General features: G+C 68.3%; 15 protein-coding genes. 7 read left to right on the top strand and 8 right to left on the bottom strand.

The genetic code is table 11. From position 1 onward, the window contains the following. Window positions 1-34 precede the first annotated feature (34 nt). The 3 genes from J2X58_RS15595 to J2X58_RS15585 all read right to left on the bottom strand — a co-directional run bounded on the left by J2X58_RS15595 (window position 35) and on the right by J2X58_RS15585 (window position 7853). Window positions 35-3157 carry an efflux RND transporter permease subunit gene (locus J2X58_RS15595; RefSeq protein WP_310049196.1) on the bottom strand — a complete coding sequence of 1041 codons (3123 nt, stop codon included), beginning with the start codon at window positions 3155-3157 and terminating at the stop codon, window positions 35-37. Window positions 3158-3292: 135 nt separating this feature from the next. Continuing rightward, complete coding sequence (locus tag J2X58_RS15590) at window positions 3293-6535, bottom strand: efflux RND transporter permease subunit (RefSeq protein ID WP_310049195.1); 3243 nt, start codon at window positions 6533-6535, stop codon at window positions 3293-3295. A 70-nt stretch (window positions 6536-6605) separates the two neighbouring features. After that, window positions 6606-7853 (bottom strand): efflux RND transporter periplasmic adaptor subunit, encoded by a 1248-nt coding sequence (locus J2X58_RS15585; protein ID WP_090058536.1) that lies wholly within the window; start codon window positions 7851-7853, stop codon window positions 6606-6608. 355 nt (window positions 7854-8208) lie between these two features. Between J2X58_RS15585 and J2X58_RS15580 the strand changes: the two genes are divergently transcribed. After that, window positions 8209-8706: a c-type cytochrome gene (locus J2X58_RS15580; protein ID WP_310049228.1), complete on the top strand. Its 498-nt coding sequence runs from the start codon at window positions 8209-8211 to the stop codon at window positions 8704-8706. On the opposite strand, the gene J2X58_RS15575 is transcribed toward J2X58_RS15580, so the two are convergent. Next, a complete protein-coding gene (locus tag J2X58_RS15575) occupies window positions 8678-9295 on the bottom strand; it encodes an ACP phosphodiesterase (protein ID WP_310049193.1) in 618 nt (205 codons plus the stop codon). The genes J2X58_RS15580 and J2X58_RS15575 overlap by 29 nt on opposite strands. A 48-nt stretch (window positions 9296-9343) precedes the next feature. Between J2X58_RS15575 and J2X58_RS15570 the strand changes: the two genes are divergently transcribed. The 4 genes from J2X58_RS15570 (at window position 9344) to J2X58_RS15555 (ending at window position 12460) form a co-directional block, all read left to right on the top strand. Then, entirely contained in the window at window positions 9344-10042 is a 699-nt protein-coding gene (locus tag J2X58_RS15570; protein ID WP_310049192.1) for an alpha/beta hydrolase, read from the top strand. Further along, window positions 10039-11151: a cell division protein ZapE gene (gene zapE / locus J2X58_RS15565; protein WP_310049191.1), complete on the top strand. Its 1113-nt coding sequence runs from the start codon at window positions 10039-10041 to the stop codon at window positions 11149-11151. Before J2X58_RS15570 ends, zapE begins: the two co-directional genes overlap by 4 nt. Before the next feature lie 89 nt (window positions 11152-11240). After that, window positions 11241-11681 (top strand): hypothetical protein, encoded by a 441-nt coding sequence (locus J2X58_RS15560; protein ID WP_090058544.1) that lies wholly within the window; start codon window positions 11241-11243, stop codon window positions 11679-11681. After that, window positions 11678-12460 (top strand): N-acetylmuramoyl-L-alanine amidase, encoded by a 783-nt coding sequence (locus J2X58_RS15555; RefSeq protein WP_310049188.1) that lies wholly within the window; start codon window positions 11678-11680, stop codon window positions 12458-12460. Before J2X58_RS15560 ends, J2X58_RS15555 begins: the two co-directional genes overlap by 4 nt. On the opposite strand, the gene ltaE is transcribed toward J2X58_RS15555, so the two are convergent. Beyond that, window positions 12454-13467, bottom strand: coding sequence for a low-specificity L-threonine aldolase (ltaE, locus tag J2X58_RS15550; protein ID WP_310049187.1), 1014 nt, complete (start codon window positions 13465-13467; stop codon window positions 12454-12456). The two genes, J2X58_RS15555 and ltaE, sit on opposite strands and share 7 nt — an antisense overlap. A 74-nt stretch (window positions 13468-13541) precedes the next feature. Between ltaE and J2X58_RS15545 the strand changes: the two genes are divergently transcribed. Next, window positions 13542-14054 carry a gluconokinase gene (locus J2X58_RS15545; RefSeq protein ID WP_310049186.1) on the top strand — a complete coding sequence of 171 codons (513 nt, stop codon included), beginning with the start codon at window positions 13542-13544 and terminating at the stop codon, window positions 14052-14054. Window positions 14055-14221: 167 nt separating this feature from the next. Continuing rightward, window positions 14222-15427 (top strand): MFS transporter, encoded by a 1206-nt coding sequence (locus J2X58_RS15540; protein ID WP_310049185.1) that lies wholly within the window; start codon window positions 14222-14224, stop codon window positions 15425-15427. Here the strand turns inward: J2X58_RS15540 and J2X58_RS15535 are convergent. From J2X58_RS15535 to J2X58_RS15525, 3 genes are all read right to left on the bottom strand, one after another. Beyond that, a complete protein-coding gene (locus tag J2X58_RS15535) occupies window positions 15393-17816 on the bottom strand; it encodes a glucose/quinate/shikimate family membrane-bound PQQ-dependent dehydrogenase (RefSeq protein WP_310049184.1) in 2424 nt (807 codons plus the stop codon). The genes J2X58_RS15540 and J2X58_RS15535 overlap by 35 nt on opposite strands. Before the next feature lie 108 nt (window positions 17817-17924). Further along, window positions 17925-19604 (bottom strand): AMP-binding protein, encoded by a 1680-nt coding sequence (locus tag J2X58_RS15530; protein ID WP_310049183.1) that lies wholly within the window; start codon window positions 19602-19604, stop codon window positions 17925-17927. A 55-nt stretch (window positions 19605-19659) separates the two neighbouring features. Then, a complete protein-coding gene (locus J2X58_RS15525) occupies window positions 19660-22212 on the bottom strand; it encodes a family 78 glycoside hydrolase catalytic domain (protein WP_310049182.1) in 2553 nt (850 codons plus the stop codon). Between the last annotated feature and the right edge of the window lie 112 nt (window positions 22213-22324).

The following is a 22324-nucleotide window of genomic DNA, read 5'->3' as shown; positions in this document are numbered from 1 at the left end:
CTACCGGAGGGTGGGAGCCGATCGTATCGGCGATTCAGGCACGCGAAGCGCGCAGCGCGCGGCGCTCCTTGCGGCGCGCCTTGCGGGCCTTCCAGCGCTCGGAGAGGCAGGCAAAGATCACGTACAGGGCCGGCGTGGAGAGCAGCGTCAGGCTCTGCGAGATCACCAGGCCGCCGATCATGGCGATACCCAGCGGACGGCGCAGTTCCGAGCCCTCGCCCAGGCCGATGGCCAGCGGGGCGGCGGCGAGGATGGCCACCATGGTGGTCATCATGATCGGCCGGAAGCGGACGAGGCACGCCTCGCGGATGGCCCCGCGGTAATCGAGGCCATGCTCGCGCTGCGCCACGAGGGCGAAGTCGATCATCATGATGGCGTTCTTCTTCACGATGCCGATCAGCAGCACCAGCGCGATCATCGCGATGACGGAAAGCTCCGTGTTCGTGATCACCAGCGCCGCGAGGGCACCCACGCCGGCGGCCGGCAGCGTCGAGAGGATCGTCACCGGATGGATCAGGCTCTCGTAGAGCATGCCCATCAGGAGGTAGACCGTGACGATCGCGGCGAGGATCAGCAGGGGCATGTCGCTCTGCGATTGTTGGAAGCGTCCGAAGTCGCTGCCCGCATCCAGGCGGATGTCGCCCGGCAGGCGCATGCCGCTGATCGTCTTCTGGATGATCTCCATCGCCTCGCCCATGCTGACGTTCGGGGCGAGGTTGAAGCTGATGCCCATGCTCGTGTACTGGTCCTCGTGCACGATCTGGCTCGGCGCCAGCCCGGGCACCTGACGCGTCACCGCAGTCATCGGCACCATCGCGCCGGAGCGCGAACGGATGTAGAGCTGGTTGAGCGATTCGGGCGTCGCCGCCATCTGCGGCAGCGCGTTGACGATCACCCGGTACTGATTGATGTCCGAGTAGATCGTGGACACGGCGCGCTGACCGAAGGCGTTGTAGAGCGCGCCGTCGATGTCGCCGACGGCGACGCCGAGACGGGCCGCGGTATCGCGATCGATGACGATGTTCTGGCGCAGGCCCTGCGCGTCGATGTCGCTGCCGACGTCGCGCAGCATGGGGTTCTTCTTCAGCGCGTCGACCAGCTTCGGTACCCACGCCTGCAGCTCGGCGAGGTCGTCGCCCTTGAGCGACACCGAGTACTGTCCGCCCTGCGTGTTGCCGCCGCCACCGCCGGTGGGAAGATCCTGGATCGGACGCAGGCGGAGGTTGAGGTCGGGATACTTGTTGGCTTTGGCCGACAGCCGGTCCAGCACTTCGAACGTCGTTTCCTTGCGTCCCTCGGCGCGCGTCTTCAGTTCGATGTTGAAGAAACCGCTGGAGCCGGTGCGGCTGGTGCCGAGGCGCGAGCCGACGGCTTCCACCGCGGGATCGGCCAGCAGCATCTCGGTGAGGCGCGCCTGGCGCGTCTTCATCTCCCCGAACGACACCGTGGAGCTGGACGTCGCGCGCGCGCCGATCAGGCCGGTGTCCTGCGGCGGGAAGAAGCCGCCCTTGACCATGCCGAACAGCACGAACGTGATCGCGACGAGCACCAGCGGCGTGAGCGCCATGAGCAACGCGTGCCGCAGGGTCCAGTCGAGCGCGACGCGGTACAGGCCGAGCAGGCGCTCGTGACCGCGCTCCAGCGCGCGACCGAGGCGCGACTCGGGCTTGTCGTCCTTGTGCGCGGTGAGGAAGTGCGCGCAGAGCGACGGCGTCAGCGTGAGCGACACGAGTGCCGACACGACGATGGCCGCGACCAGCGTCACCGTGAATTCCTTGAAGAACATGCCGATGATGCCCGGCGCCAGCAGCAGCGGCACGAACACGGCGATCAGCGAGCCGGTGATCGAGACGATGGTGAAGCCGATCTCCCGCGCGCCCAGGAGCGCGGCCTCGAAGCGGGGAATACCCTCGTCCATGTGCCGGATCACGTTCTCGATCACCACGATCGCGTCGTCGACGACGAAGCCGATGGCGATGACCAGCGCGAGCAGCGTGAGGTTGTTCAGCGTGTACCCGAACGCGTACATCACCATGAACGCGCCGGCGAGCGACATCGGCACCGCGAGACCCGCGATCAACGTCGGCGCCAGACGGCGCAGGAACAGCGCCATCGTCATGATCACCATGGCGAGGCTGATCAGGAGCGTGGCCTGCACCTCGTGCAGCGAGGCGCGGATGGTGGGCGTGCCGTCGAAAAACGAATGCAGCTGCACGCCGGCGGGCAGCCAGGTCTGCATCACGGGCATGAGCGTCTTGACCCGGTCGACCGTCTCGATGACGTTCGCGTCGGCCTTCTTGTAGACGTACATCAGGATGCCGGGCCGGCCGTTGAACCAGGCCGCCTGGTAGGCGTCCTGCTGACCGTCGTACACCTTGGCGATGTCGGAGAGGCGAATGGGCACGCCGTCCTTCACGCCGATGATGAGATCCGCGAACTCGGACGCCTTGTGCAGCGAGTCGGTGGCGGTGACGGCCATCGTCGTCTGGCCGTCGGTGAGGAAGCCCTGCGGCGAGGTCACGTTGGCGGCCGTCAGCGCGTTGCGCAGCTGGTCCGGCGACAGGCCCATCGAATTGAGGGCGCGGAGGTTCACGTCGACGCGGATCGCCGGCGTGGCGCTGCCGGCGATCTCCACGGTGGAGATGCCTTCCTGCTGACGCAGCCGCTGCGCGAGGATCGAATCCGCGATGTTGTAGAGGGTGGTGGGCGCCACCGAGTCCGACGTGAGGGCCAGCACGATGATCGGGTCGTCGTTCGGGTTGGCTTTCGTGTACGAGGGCGCGCTGAGCAGGCCGCTCGGCAGGTCGGGCTGCGCGGCGTTGATCGCCGACTGCACGTCGCGCGCCGTGGCGTCGATGTTCACGCCATTCTGGAAGAACAGCAGCACGAACGTGCTGCCCTCCGAGCTGTTCGAACGCATCGACTCGACACCGGGCACCTGGCCCAGGTGGCGCTCCAGCGGCGCGGCGACCGTGGAGGCCATCGTGCTGGCGTCCGCGCCCGACTGCTGGGCCTGCACGAAGATCGCCGGGAACTGGATGTTCGGCAGCGCGGCCACGCCGAGCAGCGAGTAGCAGATGATGCCGATCACGAAAATGCCGATCGCCAGCAGCGACGTACCGATGGGGCGGCGGATGAACGGACCGGAGATATTCATCGAATGCGGGGACTTAGGTGAGCGCGGCGGCGCGCGGGCATCCCATCCCTAACGCGCCAGCCGGAAAAAGGTTTCGCCGGGCGGTGGGCCGCCCGGCGAATGAGGGTGGAGATGCGGTTGTGCGGCGGGGACCCATCAGCTCGCGACGTGGGGTTCGCCGCCGTGGGCCAGCGCGCGTCGTCGCTTGCGCTCGGCCAGCCAGTCGGAGAACCGTTCCATGTAGAGATAGATCACCGGCGTGGTGTAGAGGGTGACCAGCTGGGAGAGCAGCAGGCCGCCGACGATCGAGACACCCAGCGGTTTGCGCAGCTCGGAACCGATGCCGTTGCCCAGCGCCAGCGGCAGCGCGCCGAGCAACGCGGCCGCCGTCGTCATCATGATCGGGCGGAAGCGCAGCAGGCAGGCGCGGCGGATCGCGTCGGTCGCGTTGAGGCCCGTGCGCTTCGCCTCGATGGCGAAGTCGATCATCATGATCGCGTTCTTCTTCACGATGCCGATCAGCAGCACGATGCCGACGATGCCGTCCACCGACAGGCTCATGCCGCACATCAGCAGGGCCAGCAGCGCACCGACGCCGGCGGGCGGCAGCGTGGAGATGATCGTCAGCGGGTGGATGTAGCTCTCGTAGAGCACGCCCAGCACGATGTAGATCACGATGATGGACGCGAGCAGCAGGAGCACCTCGTCGCCGACCGACGACGAGAACTCCGCCGCCTTGCCGATGAACTGGCCGCGCACCTGCGGCGGGAAGGCGAGTTCCTTCTCCACGTCGTGGATGGCGTCCACCGCCGACGAGAGCGAGTACCCCGGCGCCAGGTTGAACGAGATGGTGACCGCGGGCAGCTGCTGCAGATGGCTGACGACCAGCGGCGCGCTCGTGACTTCCGCGCTGGCGAGCGCCGCGAGCGGGATCGTGCCGCCCGCGCCCACCTGGAAGCCGACGTTGCCGGTGTTGCCGATGCCCGCTGGCGTCGCCGAGTTGCTCGATGCGAGCTGGCCGAAGCTGGTGGCGTTCGAACCGGTCAGGGCGCCGTTGCCATTGCCGCGCACGGTGAGCTTGTTGAGCAGGTCGGTGCTGGTGCGGTATTCCGGCGACACCTCCAGCACGACGCGGTACTGGTTGAGCTGCGTGAAGATCGTCGAGATCTGCCGCTGGCCGTAGGCGTCGTAGAGGGTGTCGTCGATCGTCTGCACGGGCACGCCGAGACGGCTCGCGCTGTCGCGATCGATGGTGAGCTTGAGCGCGTTGCCCTTGTCGGCGAGGTTGCTGTCCACATCGGCGAGTTCGGGACGCTTGCGCAGCGCCGTCGTCATCTGCTGCGCGAACCCGGCCAGCTCCGCCGAGTTCACGTCGGACAGCGAGTACTGGTACTCGGTCGCGGACACCTGGCTGTCGAGCGTCACGTCCTGCACCGGCTTCAGGTACAGCGCGACGCCGGCGATGCCCGACACCGCCTTCTGCAGTCGCGGCAGCACGTCGTCGAGACCGTCGCGGTCGCCACGCTCCTTCAGCACCAGCGAGATCTGGCCCTGGTTGAGCGTCGGGTTCACCGAACCGGCACCGATGAACGCGGCCACGCCGGACACGGCGGGATCCTTCGCGAGCGCATCGGCGACGGCCTTCGTGCGCAGCTCCATCTGCGGGAACGCGACGTTCTGGTCGGCCTGCACGACGGCGGTGATGAGGCCCGTGTCCTGCTCGGGCAGCAGGCCCTTCGGGATCACGATGTACAGCACGACGGTCAGCGCGACGGTGAGCGCGGCGACGATCATGGTGAGCGGACGATGGTCGAGCACCCAGTCGAGGCTGCGGCCATAGCCCTCGACGATGCGCGACCAGGTGGTGTGCTTGCCCGCCGCGGCGGCGTGCTCGTGGGCGTCTTCGGCGTCCGGGAGCTCATCGGCCTTCAGCAGGTACGCGCACATCATCGGGGTGAGCGTCAGAGAGACCAGCATCGAGATCGCCACGGCGATCGTCAGCACCCACGCGAACTCGTGGAAGAGACGGCCGGTGACGCCGGGCATCAGCAGCAGCGGCAGGAACACGGCGATCAGCGACACGGTCAGCGACAGGACCGTGAAGCCGATCTCCTTCGCGCCGACCTCGGCCGCCGTCTTGGCGTCCTGGCCCTGCTCGATGTAGCGGACGATGTTCTCGATCATCACGATCGCGTCGTCGACGACGAAACCCGTCGCGACCGCCAGCGCCATCAGCGAGAGGTTGTCGAGCGACATGCCCGCGAAGGCCATCACGCCGAAGGTACCCATCAGCGACAGCGGCACCGCCACGGACGGGATCACCGTCGCCCAGAGGCGGCGCAGGAAGACGAAGATCACCGCGACGACGAGGCAGATCGTCAGGATGAGCGTGAACTGGACGTCCTCGACCGACGCGCGGATCGTGATCGTGCGATCGGAGAAGACCTCGAGCTTCACGTCGGCCGGCAGCACCTTCTGCAGGTCCGGGATCGTCTGCCGGATCTGCTGCACCGTCTGCACGATGTTCGCGCCGGGCTGTCGGCGGATGTCGAGCAGCACGGCGGGCTTGCCCTTCGCCCACGCGGCGAGCTGGTCGTTCTCGACGCCATCGATCACGTTCGCCACGTCGGACAGGCGCACGGGCGCGCCGTTCTTGTAGCTGATGATCGTGCCCTTGTACTCGGCGGCGTCGGCGAGCTGGTCGTTCGTGCCGATGCTGTAGGACTGGGTCTTGCCGTTGAGCGTGCCCTTCGGCGCGTTCACGTTGGCCTGCGTGAGCGCGCTGCGCACGTCCTCCATCGTCAGGCCGAGGTTCGCGAGCTGAGCCGGATTCACCTGGATGCGCACCGCGGGACGCACGTTGCCGGCGATGGACACGAGGCCCACGCCCTGCACCTGCGAGAGCTTCTGCGAGAGGATCGAATCGGCGAAGTTGTTGACGTCACGCAGCGAACGGGTGTCCGACGTGAGCATCAGCGTCATGATCGGCGCGTCGGCCGGATTCACGCGGTTGTACACCGGCGGGTACGGCAGGTTGTTTGGCAGCGTGCCGCGCGCCTGGTTGATCGCCGCCTGCACGTCCTGCGCCGCGATGTCGATGTCGCGGTCCATGTTGAACTGCAGGATGATCGTCGACAGGCCCGCCGACGAGTCGGAGCTCATCGAGGCGAGGCCCGAGATCTGGCCGAAGTTGCGCTCCAGCGGCGTGGTGATCAGCGCCGCCATCGTGCTTGCGCTGGCGCCCGGGTATTGCGTGGTGACGACCAGGCTCGGCGCGTCGATCTCCGGCAATGCCGAGACGGGCAGCTGCCGGTAGCCGAGGATGCCGAGCAGGAGCACCGCCACCATCAACAACGAGGTGGCGATCGGCCGGCGAATGAAGAGTGTCGAGAAACCCACAGTCTGATCCTGGTGTCTGGACCTCGCGGTCCGTGGGCGGCGCGCCCGTCACCGGGCACGCCGCGCGCTGTCAGCCCCGGCGTCCGCCCTGGCGACCCTGGCCCTTCTTGGCCTTCTGCAGTTCTTCGGCCGTCGGCGCGGCGGGCACCTGGCCCGGCGCCAGCGGCTGCACCTTCGAGCCCGGCTTCAGGCGGAACTGGCCTTCCGTGACCACCTTCTCGCCGAGCTTCAGGCCCTTGCCGATCATCACGTGGCTGTCGCCCACCTCGCTGGCGGTTTCCACCGGCGTCATCTTGACCGTGTTGTCGCCCTGCACGAGGTAGACGTAATCGCCGTCCGGCCCGCGCTGCACCGCCTGCGCCGGCACCACGAGGCCGCCCTTGACGGTGCGCACCTGCAGGCGGGCGTTGACGAACTGACCCGGCCACAGCTCGGTGTTCGCGTTGTCGAAGATCGCGCGCAGGCGGAACGTGCCGGTCGTGGTGTCGATGGTGTTGTCGATCACCTCGAGCTTGCCCGTCGATACCACGTGCGAATCGATGCGGTCCAGCGCGTCGACGGTCAGCGGCGTGCCGACGTCCTCGCGGATCGACGTGCGGACGAGGTCGAGGTTCTTCTCGGGCAGGTTGAACGAGACGTAGATCGGGTGGACCTCGGTCAGCGTGACGATCGAGTCCGTGGTGGACACGATGTTGCCCACGTCGACGGCGCGGATGCCGGCGAGACCGTCGATCGGCGCGACCACCTTGGTGAAGCCCAGCTGCACCTGCGAGGCACGGATCGACGCCTGGTCGGCGACGACCGTGGCGTTGGCCTGGTCGAGCGTGTTCTTGAGGTTGTCCAGATCCTGCTTGGAGACGTACTGCTGGCCGCCCTTGCTGACGAGGTTCTGCGACCGCTCGAGGTTGTTCTTGGCGGTGGCCGCGAGGGCCTGGTCCTGGCGCAGCTTGGCCTGGGCCTGGTCGTACTGGGACTGGATGGTGCGCGGATCGATCTCGGCGATGACGTCGCCCGCCTTCACTTCCTGGCCTTCCTGGAAGTTCAGCTTCATGAGCTGGCCGCCCACCTGGGGACGCACCACGACCGAGTTACGCGCCTGGGCGGTACCGGTCGCCGTGAGGTACACCGGGACGTCCTGAGCGACGACCGGAACGACCGTGACCGGCACCGGCGGCTGGTCGGCCCCCTGACCGTCGCCATTCGCCTTGCCTCCCTGCGCGTTCGCGTCGCCATGGTTGCCCAGGCGGGGAACGACGAATATGCCGGCGATCACCAGAACCACGATGACGCCCAGCGCGATCTTCCAAAAACGCGACATGTAAAACTCCCAGATGAATAACCGGACGGGTTACCAGTTCCGACCGCGGCGCCTTGCACCACCCGGGGTTATACCCGGTTCCGGTGAACATTCGACGGCGCCAATATAGGTTTAGGGGAACGGCATTGAACAATGCCGGTTGACAGGGGTACAGCATGACTGACGGCATGTATCGGCGCATCCCGACCCCGGCCGTGACGGACTCCTGAATCGTCCGGAGGTTCCGCTATACTCGGGAAGTTCGACGCCGCGAAGCGGCCGGAAGGCAGCCGGATCCCGGGGAGGGGGCCGGCACACCCCAATCCAGTGGAGTCAATGCGTGAGCGGTTCTCCGAGCAAGTCCGACCAGAACTTCATGCGTCAGTTCTCGTGGCTGACCGCCGGCCTCAGCGTCCTGGCCGTCGTCCTGATGGTGATCGCCTATACCATCTACAGCAACATCCCCAAGGAACAGGATCCGGCGGTCGCGAAGCGCACCGAGGCCCGGATCGCCCCCGTCGGCGCCGCCTATGCCGGCGACACCGGCCGCGCGGCCATGCTCGCCGCGCAGGAAGCCGCCGCCAAGGCTGCTGCCTCGCAGGTCGCCTACGGCGGCAGCACCGACGGCAAGACGATCTACGACAACCTCTGCCACAGCTGCCACACCGCCGGCGTCGCCGGCGCGCCGAAGCTGGGCGACAAGGGCGCCTGGACGGCCCGCATCGCCGAAGGCCTCGCCACCCTCACCAAGCACGCGATCGAGGGCTACACCGGCCCCGACGGCAACCACATGCCCGCCAAGGGCGGCAACCCGTCGCTGACCGACGAACAGGTCGGCAACACGGTCAAGTGGATGGTCGATCAGGCGAAGTAAGCGCGATGCGCTCCGCCGCCCACCCGGCGGCGAACCGGCGCAACGCCGGAAAGAATTCGGCGAACGTCCCGCGCAACGCTTCGGCGTCCGCCAGCAGCACGGGCACACCGTCCGCCACGGGGTTCGCTCGCGACAGCCGTCGCGAGATGCCGGCGAAGGCGCCTTCGATCCGGTCGAGTCGCGCATAGCCTGCCGGCAGGTCGTGCATGTCCATGTAGGCGAGGAATCGCTTCAGTCCATCCGGCAGCATGGCTTCCGCGGCGCGCAGCTCGGCGCGCAGGCCGTTCGAGAACACGTCGAGCGGCGTGTCGCTCCACGACGGGAAGTCGTCGGCGAGCAGGTGATCGAACCACACGTCGAGCAGGATGCCCGCGTAGCGGCGGAAGGGCGGCTGCATGCGCTCCCGGGCCGCGCGCACCGCGGGATGACTGTCGGTGAATACGTCGATCGCCCGGTGCAGGTAAATGCCCTCACGAACCCGCGCCGGCAGCGCGAGATCGGGGGTGCCGTGGACGAAGTCGCCCATGACCCCGCCCAGCCGCAGGGCCGGGTCGTCGCCCGCCAGCAGGGCGTGCGCCAGCACGTTCACGGGGTGGCCTGGCCGCGAGGACGGCGGGCAGCGGTTATCATGGCGGCCATGAGCGATCTTCTACCGAGTGCGCCGGAACATTTCCCGGCCGAAACCCTGAGCTTCGCGCTCGCGGGTCCCGCAGGCAAGCTGGAATGCGAGGCGAAGCCGGCCGAAGCCGACGTGTCCCGCGACGTGGTGGCCGTGATCTGCCACCCGCTGTCCACCGAGGGCGGCAGCATGCACAACAAGGTGGTGACGATGATCGAGCGCGCGCTGCGCGAGTCCGGCGCGGACACCGTCGTGTTCAATTTCCGCAGCGTCGGCCGCTCCGAGGGCGAATTCGACCACGGCAATGGCGAAAGCGAGGATCTCGCCACCGTCGTGGCCTGGGCCCGCAAGGCCCGGCCGGGCGCCGCCCTCTGGCTCGCCGGATTCTCGTTCGGCAGCTACGTCACGCTGCGCAACGCCGTTCGCCTGGACGCCCGCGCGCTGCTCAGCATCGCCCCGCCGGCGGCGGGCCGCGGCTGGGATTTCGGTCCCATCGACCTGCCCCGCGTACCCTGGCTGGTCGTGATGGGCGACGCCGACGAGATCGTGGAACCCCAGGCGGTGTACGACTGGGTCGAGAGCATTCCCGAGGACCAGCGCCCGCAGCTCGTGAAGATGGACGACACCAGCCATTTCTTCCACCGTCGGCTGATGGACCTGCGTGGCGCCATCAAGCACGCGGTGAAGGACTGGCCGCCGGAGCCGCGCCAGGCATGAACTGCACGGAATCGACGCCCGGCGAACGCTACCGGGACGGCATCGCGGGCCATCGCTGGGAGTCCGACCCGGCGCAGCTGCCCGTGATCACCGAGTTCGACCGCCTGCACGCGGCGCTCTGCGCGCCCGAGACCTCGGGCGGCGGCCTGTTCGGGCGCCTGCGCAGCATGCTCGGCAACGAGCCGCGGCAGCCCGTGCCGGGACTCTACCTCTGGGGCAGCGTCGGACGCGGCAAGACCTTCCTGATGGACCTCTTCGTGTCCAGCCTCGCGCCCGGTCTCGCCCTGCGCCGGCACTTCCACCGCTTCATGCTGGAAGTGCACGCCACGCTGCGCGAGCTCGGCGAGCGGCAGAACCCGCTGGACGAGGTCGCCGCGCGCCTCGCGGCGAAGCACCGCGTGCTGTGCCTCGACGAGTTCCTGGTGTCGGACATCGGCGACGCGATGATCCTCGCGGGCCTGCTCGACGGCCTGTTCGCCCGCGGCGTGACCCTCGTCACCACGTCGAACACCCCGCCGAAGGGCCTCTACAAGGACGGCCTGCAACGCGCCCGTTTCCTTCCCGCCATCGCGGCGATCGAGCGGCATTGCGTGGTGCACGAGATGGTCTCGCCCCGCGACTGGCGCCTGCGCGCGCTGAGCCAGGCGTCCGTGTTCCTCGTCCCGCCCGGCCAGGAGGCCGAACGTTCGCTGGCGAAGATCTTCGCCGGCCAGGCGCAGGGCGACGTGACGGACGGCGGGTCGATCGCGGTGAACGGTCGCGACATCGCCGTGCGCAAACGCGCCGAGGGCATCCTCTGGTTCGATTTCAGCGCCCTGTGCGAGGGGCCGCGCGCCGTCGCCGACTACATCGAACTGGCGAAGGGCTACCCCGCCGTCATCGTCTCCAACGTCCCGCAGTTCACCATCTACACGGAGAACGAAGCCAAGCGCTTCGTCCTCATGGTCGACGAGTTCTACGACCGTCACGTCAAGCTGATCCTCTCCGCCGCCGCGCCGATCACCGAGCTGTACGATGGCGCGAAGCTGCGCGCCGAATTCGGTCGCACGGAATCGCGACTGATCGAAATGCAGAGCGAGGACTACCTTGGGCGTGACCATAAACCCTGACACGGCACGGACGGAACCGGCTGTGCGGCCGGGCCCGTCGTCGTCCATGCTTGATAGGCGGGTCACCCGCGCCACTGACGAGGTACGCCATGGAACATTGCGAGCTGGTTCCCGGCCGCGGCATCCGCCGAGGCAACATTGACATCTTCTTCGGCATGCCGCGGAAGAAACTCCGCGACGCGCTCGGCTGGAAGTCCTCCGGCGAGAACATCTGGGACGACGAGGACGAATACACCGACGAGGCGGGCCACGAGTGGCTGCGCCTGCGCTTCCTCGACGACAAGCTCTGCGACGTCGAGGTCCTGCACGGCCGCCTGATGCACGAAGGCATCGAGCTGCGCGACACCACCATGTCCGCGCTGCGGGCGGCGCTGAAGCAGGGCGGCATGGCGCTCGAGAAAACCGAATGGCTCTCCGAAGGCCATGACTGCGTCGACCTGCAGATCGTCGTCGCGTCGAAGGAAGACACCGGCGACGTCGGCGACGAGATCGACTGGGTCATCACCAGCTGCGATTTTCGCGTCGAATGACGCCGCGCCACGCCATCGTCGCGCGGCGAACCGTCCGGGCGGCGGTCGTGCTGGCGATGGCGACGCTGGCCGGCTGCGCCAGCACGCCGCGCGTGGCGCCGCAGCGCAGCCCGATCGCGCACTGGACGCCCTCGCCCAACTACAACGTGCGCAAGGCGCAGATCATCGTGCTGCACCACACCTCGATCGGCAACGCGACCGAGGCGCTGCGGGTGCTGAGCACGCGCAACAGCGAAGGCCAGGTCAGCGCGCATTACCTCGTCGAGTCCGACGGCCGCATCGACCAGCTCGTGGACGACGGCGATCGCGCATGGCACGCCGGCGCGTCCCGCTGGGGCGACATGACGGACCTCAACTCCTCGTCGATCGGTATCGAGATCGACAACGACGGCGAATCGCCCTTCACCGACGCGCAGATCCAGGCGCTGATCCGCCTGCTCGCGGATCTCACCTCGCGACTCGGCATTCCGCGGCAGGCGGTCGTCGGCCACGGCGACATCGCCCCGGGCCGCAAGACCGATCCCAGCGTGCAATTCCCGTGGGCCACGCTGGCCCGCTATGGTTTCGGCCTCTGGCCGGATGCCGTGCTCGTGCCCGCACCGCCGGGTTTCGACAGCCTGGCGGCGCTGCGCCTCGTGGGCTACGACGTCTCGACGCCACGCACCGCCATCGCGGCGTTCCATCGCCATTACCGCGCGATGGAGACCGACACGCTCGACGCCACGGACGCCGCGATCCTCTACTCGCTGCAACGCAAGCTGATGGCGCCGCGTCAGTAGGCGAACGACGCGAACGCGGCGATCGTGTGTTCGATCGCCGCGTCGTCCACGTCCAGGTGCGTCACGAGGCGGATCGACGGCAGATAGCCGATGCTGAGGCGAATACCTCGCTCCGCCATATGCGCGGCGAGGTCCTTCAGCCTCGTCGCCGGCACATCGACGAACACCATGTTGGTATGGCAACCCTTCACGTCGAGACCGTCGATCGCGCGCAGGCCATCGGCGAGACGGGCGGCACGCGCGTGATCGTCGGCCAGCCGCTCGACATGATGGTCCAGCGCGTGCATCGCCGCCGCGGCGAGCATGCCCGCCTGGCGCCAGCCGCCACCGGTCACCTTGCGCCACCGGCGCGCGCGGTGGATGAGTTCGCGGCTGCCGAGCAGCACCGAACCGACGGGTGCGCCGAGGCCTTTCGACAGGCATACCGACACGCTGTCGAAACCTTCCACGACGTCGCGCGCCGGGCGACCGTACGCGATCGCCGCGTTGTAGAGGCGCGCCCCGTCGAGATGGAAACCGAGCCCGCGCCGCGTGGCGAGCTCGCGCGCCTGTGCCAGGTATCCGAACGGCAGCGCGCGGCCGTGCCACGTGTTCTCCAGCGCGATCAGCCGCGTGCGGGCGAAGTGCGGATCGTCCGGCTTGATCGCCGCTTCGATCCGGTCGAGCGGCAGCGTGCCGTCGGCGTCCTGGGGGATCGGCTGGGGCTGGATGGAACCCAGCACCGCGGCGCCGCCGCCTTCGAAGCGATAGGTATGCGCGTCGGCACCGACGATGTATTCGTCGCCGCGCTCGCAATGGCTCATGAGGGCGAGCAGGTTGCTCTGCGTGCCCGTGGGCACGAACAGCGCGGCGGCGAAGCCGAGCTCGCCGGCGAGCCGCTCCTGCAGCGCGTTGACCGTGGGATCCTCGCCGTACACGTCGTCGCCGACCGGTGCGCGCAGCATCGCCTCGCGCATGGCGTCGGTGGGCTGGGTGACGGTGTCGCTGCGCAGGTCGACGATTCGCATGGTCCGGGCTTCGATGGGGATGACCGGACGATGGTACGTGATGGCGTTCACGAATCCATGGCCTGGCTCGCGGCATGCTGCCGCGCATGATCACGATCGTCATGGGTGTCTCCGGCAGCGGCAAGAGCACGATCGGCGAGGCCCTCGCCACGCGGCTCGGCCAGGATTTCGTCGACGGCGACGATCTGCATCCGCCCGCGAACCGCGAGAAGATGGCACGCGGCGTGCCGCTCGACGATGCGGACCGCCAGCCGTGGCTGGAGGCGATCGTGGCGACGATGGACGCGTACCGGGCACGCGGCGCGTCCCTGGTGCTGGCCTGTTCGGCGCTGAAGCGCCGCTATCGCGATTTCCTGCGCTCGGGCCACGACGACGTCGCGTTCGTCTATCTGCACGGAACGCGGGAGCTGCTGGCGGAACGCCTGCGGGCACGGTCCGGGCATTTCTTCGACCCCGCCCTGCTCGACAGCCAGCTGGCGACGCTCGAGCCGCCGGGCGACGACGAAGCGCTGGCGGTCGCGATCGGTCCGGCGCCCGCCGAGGTGGTCGAGTGCATCATCCGGGCCGGCTGCCGCGAGGCCTCCTGACGTTGGAGCGGACCTGACCGCGACCGCTCTTCGCGTCGAGCCAACAGGGCCTGTGACGCCTCGCGAAACGATGTCGCGGCCGGGGCCACTCCCACGGGCCTTGCGGAGCTGCCCCCGGCGCGCGGTTTCCGTGTTCTCATAAGCGCTCCCCGAATCCGAGAACGCCCATGCAAGCCCCCGCCGAAGCGGCGCTGGATGGCCCCCGCGCGGACACGACCGTCTACGGCGTGATCTTCGCGATCAGTTTCTGCCATCTGCTCAACGACATGATGCAATCGCTGCTGCCGGCGATCTATCCGGGACTCAAATCCGAGTTCTCGCTCGATTTCGGGCAGATCGGCCTGATCACGCTCACCTGGCAGATCACCGCGTCGATCCTGCAGCCGATGGTGGGCCTCTATGCCGACCGACGCCCGACGCCGCTCGCCCTGCCCGTCGGCACGTTGTTTTCGCTGGCCGGGCTGCTGGTGCTCTCGCAGGCGCATGCGTACCCGCTCCTGCTTGCCGGAGCGGCGTTGCTGGGCGTGGGTTCGTCGGTGTTCCATCCGGAATCGTCGCGTGTCGCGCGCATGGCCGCCGGCCGGCGCCATGGCCTCGCGCAGTCGCTGTTCCAGGTGGGTGGCAACGCCGGGCAGGCACTCGGTCCGCTCGCCGCGGCGCTGGTGGTGGTCCGCTGGGGCCAGTCGAGCCTCGCGTTCTTCGCGTTGCTGGCGCTTCTTTCCGCCGCGATCCTCTGGAACGTGGGTCAGTGGTACCGGCACTACGGGCTCCCGCGGCTGGCCCGCGGCGGCGCGAAGCATGGCGACGCCGCACCCGTGAGCCGCCGCGCGCGTCGCGGGATCGCGGTGCTTCTCGCGCTGATCTTCTCCAAGTACGTGTACCTCGCCAGCCTCACCAGCTACTTCACGCTCTTCCTCATCCATCGCTTCGGCGTGTCGGTCGAAAGCGCGCAGTACCACCTGTTCGCGTTCCTCGCCGCCGTCGCGGTGGGCACGATGCTCGGCGGGCCGCTGGGCGATCGCATCGGCCGCAAGCGCGTGATCTGGTTCTCGATCCTCGGCACCCTGCCCTTCACGCTGCTGCTGCCCTACGCGAGCCTGTTCTGGACGGGCCCGCTCACCGTGGCGATCGGACTCATCCTGGCGTCGGCGTTTCCCGCGATCGTGGTGTTCGCTCAGGAGCTGGTGCCAGGGAAAGTCGGCATGATCTCGGGGCTGTTCTACGGCTTCTCGTTCGGCATGGGCGGCATCGGCGCCGCCGTGCTCGGCGAACTCGCCGACCACATCGGTATCGAGGCCGTGTACGGCATCTGCGCGTTCCTGCCGTTGATCGGGCTGCTCACGGCGTTCCTGCCGGACGCGGCGGAGGACTGACCGGCGCGGTTCCCTTCGGCAGCGCATAGGCGATGACCCAGTCGCCCTGCTTCGTGCCCAGCGAGCCATGGCCGCCCGCGGTCACGAGCAGGTACTGACGGCCCGACGCGTCCGCGTAGGTCATCGGTGTCGCCTGGCCGCCCGCGGGCAAGCGCGCCTGCCAGAGCTTCCGTCCGGTTCTCACGTCGTAGCCGCGCACGTAGTAGTCCAGCGTGCCGGTGAGAAAGGTCACGCCACCCGCGGTGGTCACCATGCCGCCGAGGCTCGGGACACCGAGGGGCATCGGAATGGGCAACGGTGCGCTGTCGACGATGGTGCCGTTCTTGTGCCGCCACGCCATGGTGCCGGTGCGCAGATCCACGCCCGCGACATAACCCCACGGCGGTGCCTGGCACGGGATGCCCAATGGCGAGAGGAACGCGGAAAGTTCGATGCCATAGGGGATGCCCTTCGCGAGCTTCACGCCTTCCGTTTCGCTCTTCGCGGGGCCGACTTCCATCTTCTCGAGTTTTTCCTTCGGGATCAGCCGCGACTGGAAAGCCATGTAGCTCGGATTGATGAGCATCAGCTGGCGTGCCGGATCGACCGAGATACCACCCCAGTCGAACACGCCGAAGTTGCCGGGGAACACGAGCGAGCCCTGCTCCGACGGCGGCGTGAACATGCCTTCGTAGCGCAGCGAACGGAAGCGCACACGACACCACAGCTGGTCCAGCGGCGTCGTGCCCCACATGTCGCGTTCGCGCAGGTCGGGCGGCGCGAAGTTCAGGTCCGACATCGGCTGCGTGGGCGACGTGTGATCCCCGGGCACAGCACCCTGCGGCCGCGGCACTTCGCGTATGGGAACGATGGGCGTGCCGTCGCGGCGATCCAGCACGTACACGCTGCCCTGCTTCGTCGACGCGAGCAGCGCCGGCTTCACTCCGTCGGCGGTCTGCAGGTCCATCAGCGTCGGCTGCCCGCCGATGTCCATGTCCCAGAGATCGTGATGCGTGAACTGATAGTTCCAGCGCACCTTTCCGGTCGCGACGTCGAGCGCCACGATGCCCGCGCCGTAGGTTTCGGAGGTGGGCGTGCGCCCGGCCGCGAACTGGTCGGGCGTCTGGTTGCCCATCGGCAGGTAGACGATGCCGAGGCCTTCATCCACGCTGAAGAGCGACCACACGTTCGGGGAATTGCGCGTGTACGTTTCGCCTTGCGCGATCGGCGCCGTCGCCCCGGGGTTGCCCGGATCCCAGTTCCAGACCAGATGGCCGTCGTGCACGTCGAACGCACGGATCACGCCGGACGGCTCGTTCGTGGATTCGTTGTCGGTGACGTGGCCGCCGATGATCACGAGGTCCTTCGTCACCGCCGGTGGCGACGTCGAGTAGTAGCCGCCGGGCGTGAAAGGACCGATGTTCGCGCGCAGGTCGACGCTGCCGGCGTTGCCGAAGTCCGCGCAGGGTTTGCCCGAATCCGCATCGAGCGCGATGAGTCGAGCATCCGCTGTCGGCAGGAAGAGCCGACGCGAGCAGGTCGTCCGGGGTGCCGCGGTCCCGTACTTCGCGTCGTCGTGATACGAGACGCCACGGCAGGTCATGTGCTCCCAGTGCTTGAAGCCGACCGGGCTGCGTATCTGCGGATCGAATCGCCAGCGCGTCGTGCCCGTGGCCGCGTCCACCGCGATCACCCGGCTGTGCGGCGTGCACAGGTAGACGGTGTCGCCGATCTTCAGGGGCGTGTTTTCCGACGTGGTTTCGGTCGGATCGTCGGGACCGGGCGTGTCGCCGGTCTGGATCTTCCAGGCCACCTCGAGCCCCGAGACGTTCTCCGGCGTGATCTGCGTCAGCGGCGAGTAGCGCTGGCCGAACGGTGAACCGCCGTAGTCGGTCCAGTCGGCATCCGGACGCATCGCGGCATCCGCGCTCTCGCCGGCGACCCGCGCCATCGGCAACTCGCCGGCCAGGTCGTGGTCACGGTGCACCGCCCCAACGACGCCGACGGCGGCGACGACTGCGAGCCCGACGAGCAGGACGGCGGATCCGCTTCGGCGCGACGCGCCGGACGCGTCGCCCAGACCACGCCGCACCCAGGGAAGGAGCAGCCACAAGCCAAGCACGAACCATACGTCGAGGCGTGGCAGGAGCTGCCAGAAGTCCCAGCGCACTTCCCAGACCGACCAAGCGGCCGTCGCGACGAGGAGGACACCGTAGGTCGGCAGCGCGAGGCGCGACCGGAACGCGACGAGCAGGGCGACGAGCAGGGTCCATGCGCCCGCCACCGCGTAATAGGGCGAGCCGCCAAGACCGACGAGGCGAATGCCGCCGATCAGCACCGCGGCGCCCAGCACCGCGAAGACGACCGTCGTGACGATGATCGCGGGGTGGAACCGCCTTGCTGCACTCACCTGGGTTGCTCCTGCCGACACCGGATGCCTTACGTTGCACCACGTGATGAAGCCATTGCGTGAATCCCGGGTGGAGGGGGGTGCATCTTTCGCATCGCACTGCCCCGGCTAGGGCGCTGCCGTCCGCGCGAGTTCCGCCACCATCGCCTCACGCATCAGGTACTTCTGTACCTTGCCCGTCACGGTCATGGGAAAGGTGTCGACGAACCGTACGTAGTGCGGCACCTTGAAGTACGCGAGGTGCCGACGGCAGTAATCCTGCACCGCGGCGACCGTCAGCCGCGCGCCGTCGCGCATGCAGATCCACGCGCAGACCTGTTCGCCGAACTTCGCGTCGGGCACGCCGAAGACCTGCACGTCCTGAATGTCGGGGTGTCCGTAGAGGAACTCCTCGATCTCGCGTGGATAGATGTTCTCGCCGCCACGGATGATCATGTCCTTCAGGCGCCCGACGATGCTGCAGTAGCCGTCGTCGTCGAGCACGGCCAGGTCGCCGGTGTGCATCCAGCGCGCGTCGTCCAGCGCGCGTCGCGTGTTCTCGTCGTCGTTCCAGTAACCGCGCATCACGGAATAGCCGCGCGTCAGCAGCTCTCCGGGCGTGCCGCGCGGGACGACGCGACCCGCCTCGTCCACGATCTTCACTTCCACATGCGGATGGACGCGGCCGACCGTCGATACGCGCAGGTCCAGCGGGTCGTCCGCCACCGTCTGGAAGCTGACGGGGCTGGTTTCCGTCATGCCGTAGGCGATGGTCACGTCCGCCATGTGCATGTCGCGGACCACGCGGCGCATCACTTCGATCGGGCATGGCGAACCCGCCATGATCCCGGTGCGCAGGCTCGTGAGGTCGAACTCGCGGAAGCGCGGATGTTCCAGTTCGGCGATGAACATCGTCGGCACGCCATGCAGGGCGGTGCAGCGCTCCTCGGCGACGGTTTCGAGCGTCGCGAGCGCGTCGAAACCTTCTCCCGGGATCACCATGCAGGCGCCGTGCGTCACGCAGGCCAGATTGCCCAGCACCATGCCGAAGCAGTGATAGAACGGCACGGGAATGCACAGGCGATCTTCCTCGGTGAGGCGCATCGCTTCGCCGATGAAGAAGCCGTTGTTGACGATGTTGTGGTGCGTGAGCGTCGCCCCCTTCGGGGCGCCCGTCGTGCCCGAGGTGAACTGGATGTTGACCGGGTCGTCGAACGACAGCGCCGCCTCCACGACCGCCAGCCGCTCACGCGCCGCCGCGTCCGCTGCGATGTCCTGCCAGCGCAGCGTGCCGGGCGCGGCCTCGTCGTCGAGCAGGATCACGTGGCGCAGGTCGGGCAGAGCGGCGGCGCGCCAGCGGCCCGCCGGTGCGCTCGCCAGTTCGGGCGCGAGGCCGAGCAGGATCTCCAGGTAATGCGACGCCTTGAAGCTGCGCGGAAGGATCAGTGCGCGACAGGCGACCTTGTTGAGCGAATACGCCAGCTCGTGCGAGCGATAGGCGGGATTGATGTTGACGAGGATGAGGCCGGCCTTGGGCGCGGCGAACTGCGCGACGACCCACTCGGCGCGGTTCGGCGCCCATATGCCCACCCGGTCACCTGGCTCCAGGCCCAGCGCGAGCAACCCGGCGGCGACCCGCTCCACCTCCTCCGCGAACCGCGCGTAAGTCCAGCGAATGCCCTGGGCGCGCACGACGAGTGCGGGGCGTTCAGGCCAGCGGGCGACGATGCGGTCGAGCAGCGCGCCGACGGTTTCGCCGAGGAGGGGTGTGTCGCTCGCGCCGTGAACGTAGCTCGGAGGGTGGAGCATCTTGGGTTCCTTCTTCAGATCATGAGCCGGCGTGGTCGATCGTAACGGCGCGCGATCAACGCGAGGCGAGGTGATGCCTGCCCGCGCCGACGACGCGATCCGGCGCCCCGGGCAGCACGATGGTAGCTTCGGTGCCGACCGGTACCACGACATCCGCCTCCACCTTGCCGCGCGTCTTGCGCCACGCGACCGATGCCTCGCCATGCGGCGTCATCACGCTGGCCGAGGCGTGGTCGAGGAATGCCGTCAACTGCGGCCGCACTTCGAAACGGCGCCAGCCCGGTTCGAGCGGACGCAGGCCGGCGACGTCGCCGTAGAGCCAGTCGTCGATCGTGCCGAGGAAGTAGTGACCGCGCGAGCGCGAGGCGAGCTTCCAGTGTTCCCAGAGGCTCGTCGCGCCGTTCGCTCGCCAGAATCCCCAGCTCGGGAACGTCACCTGCGTGGCGATCGCCCATGCCTCGTCCTGGTGTCCGGTGGCGGTGAGCACCGGAAGGATGACCTTCGTCGCGAGCGCACCGGTGCTGAGGTGGTCGCCGCGCGCTCTCGCATCGGCGGCGACGCCATCGGCCACCCGCGCCCGCAGATCGTCGGGCACGAGACCGAACGCCAGCGCGAGCAGGTTGTGCGCCTGTCGATAACCGTCGTCGCCCTCACCCCGGTAGCGCGCGGCCTCGCGATCGAGGAAGCGCGCGTTGAACGCGTCACGCACGCGCGCCGCCTTCGCGTCGAACGCGCGGGCCCCGGCTTCGTTGCCGGTGAGCCTCAGCATCGCGGCGGTCGTCTTTTCCATGCCGTAGAGATACGCCGTGGCGGCGATCCGCTTGTCTTCCGGCGCGTTGCCGCCGCCCGGATCGCCCTCCGGACTGACCCAGTCGCCGAGGTCGGTGTCCGCGATGCCGCCCGGCGAACGCGCATCCTCCAGCGCCACATAGCGTGCGATGCCGTCGATGTGCTCGTCGATCGGCCGACGATCGCCCGCGAACATCCACAAGGACCACGGCACGAACACATAGGCCGAGTGCCAGGTCGGTGCCCGGCCCGTGCCCCAGCCCGGGTTCGGTGCGATGAGCAGCGGCGCCCCTTCGGCGTTGCGCGTGTCCGCGATGTCGCGCACCCATTTCGCGAGCAGACGATCGGCGTCGACGTTGCGCAGGAACATGTCCGCCGCGAGCATGCCGTCGCCGGTCCAGCCGTTCTTCTCGTACATCGGTGTATCGGTCGGGATGCCGTGGAGGTTGTTCAGCATCGTGTCGACGGTGGCGCGATGGATCCAGTTCAGTAGCGCGTTCGAGCTGTCGAATCGCCCCGTGATCGCGACGTCGGTATGGACGACTTGCGCCGTGATGGCCTCGGGTCGCGGCTTGCCACCCGGCCAGCCTTCAAGCTGCACGTAGCGGAATCCCTTGTACGAGAACTTCGGATGCCAGCGCAGAGGGCCGCCCGCGAGCGTGATCCGGTCCGTCTGGAAGTCGCCTTTCACGTAGTGGTGTTCGTCACGCCATTGCACGGTTCCGTCGGGCGCGAGCGTTTCCCCGTAATGCGCGACGACCGTCGTGCCCGCCGGACCGCTCAGGTCGAACGTCGCCCATCCCGCGACGACGCGCGGGAAAGCGACGACGTAGGTGCCTGGCACGGGCTCCGTGACCTCGCTCGCTTTCAGCGTCTCGATCACGCGGATCGGTTGCTCGGTCTGCGCGACGAGGCGTCCCGCGGGCGCGGGCAGCGCGGCGGCAGCCGACCATCGCGGTGGCGTGACGGCGCGCGCATCGTACGTTTCGCCGCCGTAGAGATCGTCCAGGCGCGTCGGACCGTCCGCCACCTGCCAGCTTTCGTCCGTGACGACGTCTTCGCTGCGGCCGTCCGCGTAACGCACCCGAAGCAACGCGCGGATCCTCGGCTTGCCGTGCCAGGGCGCCTTCTCCCAATGCCACACGTTGACGTTGGTCAGGCCGTAGAAACCCCGCCCGAGCTCTGCGGTGAGGGTGTGGTCGCCGGGCGCGAGGGACACATCGTGCGCGACCACCTCGACACGCTTCGCATAGTCGGTGAACCCCGGCGACAGCACGGCGTCGCTGACCGGCTTGGCGTCGATCGCGACGTCCGCGTAGCCGCCGGCGGCGACGTACAGCGTCGCGCGCTCGACCACGCCGTCGATCGCGAACGACTTGCGCAGCAGCGGCGCGGGCAATGTGTCGGCGGGCTTGCCGATCCATCGCGCGCCGCGCCAGCCCGGCTCATCCAGCGCGGTGTCGAAGTAGGACGACGCATCGGCCTTTCCGTGGTTCGTGCGGACCGTGACTCGCCATGCGTAGCGAGTGCCTGGTTCGAGCGTGGGACCCGCATACGCGATGTCGAAAGATCGCGGATCGTCGACCTCGCCGCTATCCCACACGATGCCGCCTCCGGCCGATACCACGATGCGATAGCCCAGCTGCACGGTGCCGTCCCGGTCGTCGCGCACCACCCACGAGAAGCGCGGCGTGGAGACATCGACGTAACCGGGAGTGTCGCTGCGCTCGACGCGTGGCAGGGACAGCGTGACCGCCGCGGTGGCGAGGGGCGACAGGACGAGCAGTGCGCCGGCGAGGGCGACGTGGCGTTTGCGCAAGGCGGGGGCCTTTCTTCATCTTCGGTCGTCGTCGAGCATAACGCGGCGGCGTGGCCGTCCATACATCCATCTAACGCGCGACGCGGTATCCCATCCGCACCTTCGACCATGG

Origin of the sequence: Luteibacter sp. 3190 (assembly GCF_031456385.1) — a bacterium.
Lineage (GTDB): Bacteria > Pseudomonadota > Gammaproteobacteria > Xanthomonadales > Rhodanobacteraceae > Luteibacter.
Note: the sequence above shows the minus strand (reverse complement) of the source record. Positions and strands in the feature narration are given on the sequence as shown.

Coding starts and splice junctions, on each gene's coding strand:
- J2X58_RS15595 (WP_310049196.1), bottom strand. CDS start 3,157: ATGAATATCTCCGGTCCGTTCATCCGCCGCCCCATCGGTACGTCGCTG.
- J2X58_RS15585 (WP_090058536.1), bottom strand. CDS start 7,853: ATGTCGCGTTTTTGGAAGATCGCGCTGGGCGTCATCGTGGTTCTGGTG.
- J2X58_RS15580 (WP_310049228.1), top strand. CDS start 8,209: ATGCGTCAGTTCTCGTGGCTGACCGCCGGCCTCAGCGTCCTGGCCGTC.
- J2X58_RS15570 (WP_310049192.1), top strand. CDS start 9,344: ATGAGCGATCTTCTACCGAGTGCGCCGGAACATTTCCCGGCCGAAACC.
- zapE (WP_310049191.1), top strand. CDS start 10,039: ATGAACTGCACGGAATCGACGCCCGGCGAACGCTACCGGGACGGCATC.
- J2X58_RS15560 (WP_090058544.1), top strand. CDS start 11,241: ATGGAACATTGCGAGCTGGTTCCCGGCCGCGGCATCCGCCGAGGCAAC.
- J2X58_RS15555 (WP_310049188.1), top strand. CDS start 11,678: ATGACGCCGCGCCACGCCATCGTCGCGCGGCGAACCGTCCGGGCGGCG.
- ltaE (WP_310049187.1), bottom strand. CDS start 13,467: ATGCGAATCGTCGACCTGCGCAGCGACACCGTCACCCAGCCCACCGAC.
- J2X58_RS15545 (WP_310049186.1), top strand. CDS start 13,542: ATGCTGCCGCGCATGATCACGATCGTCATGGGTGTCTCCGGCAGCGGC.
- J2X58_RS15540 (WP_310049185.1), top strand. CDS start 14,222: ATGCAAGCCCCCGCCGAAGCGGCGCTGGATGGCCCCCGCGCGGACACG.
- J2X58_RS15530 (WP_310049183.1), bottom strand. CDS start 19,604: ATGCTCCACCCTCCGAGCTACGTTCACGGCGCGAGCGACACACCCCTC.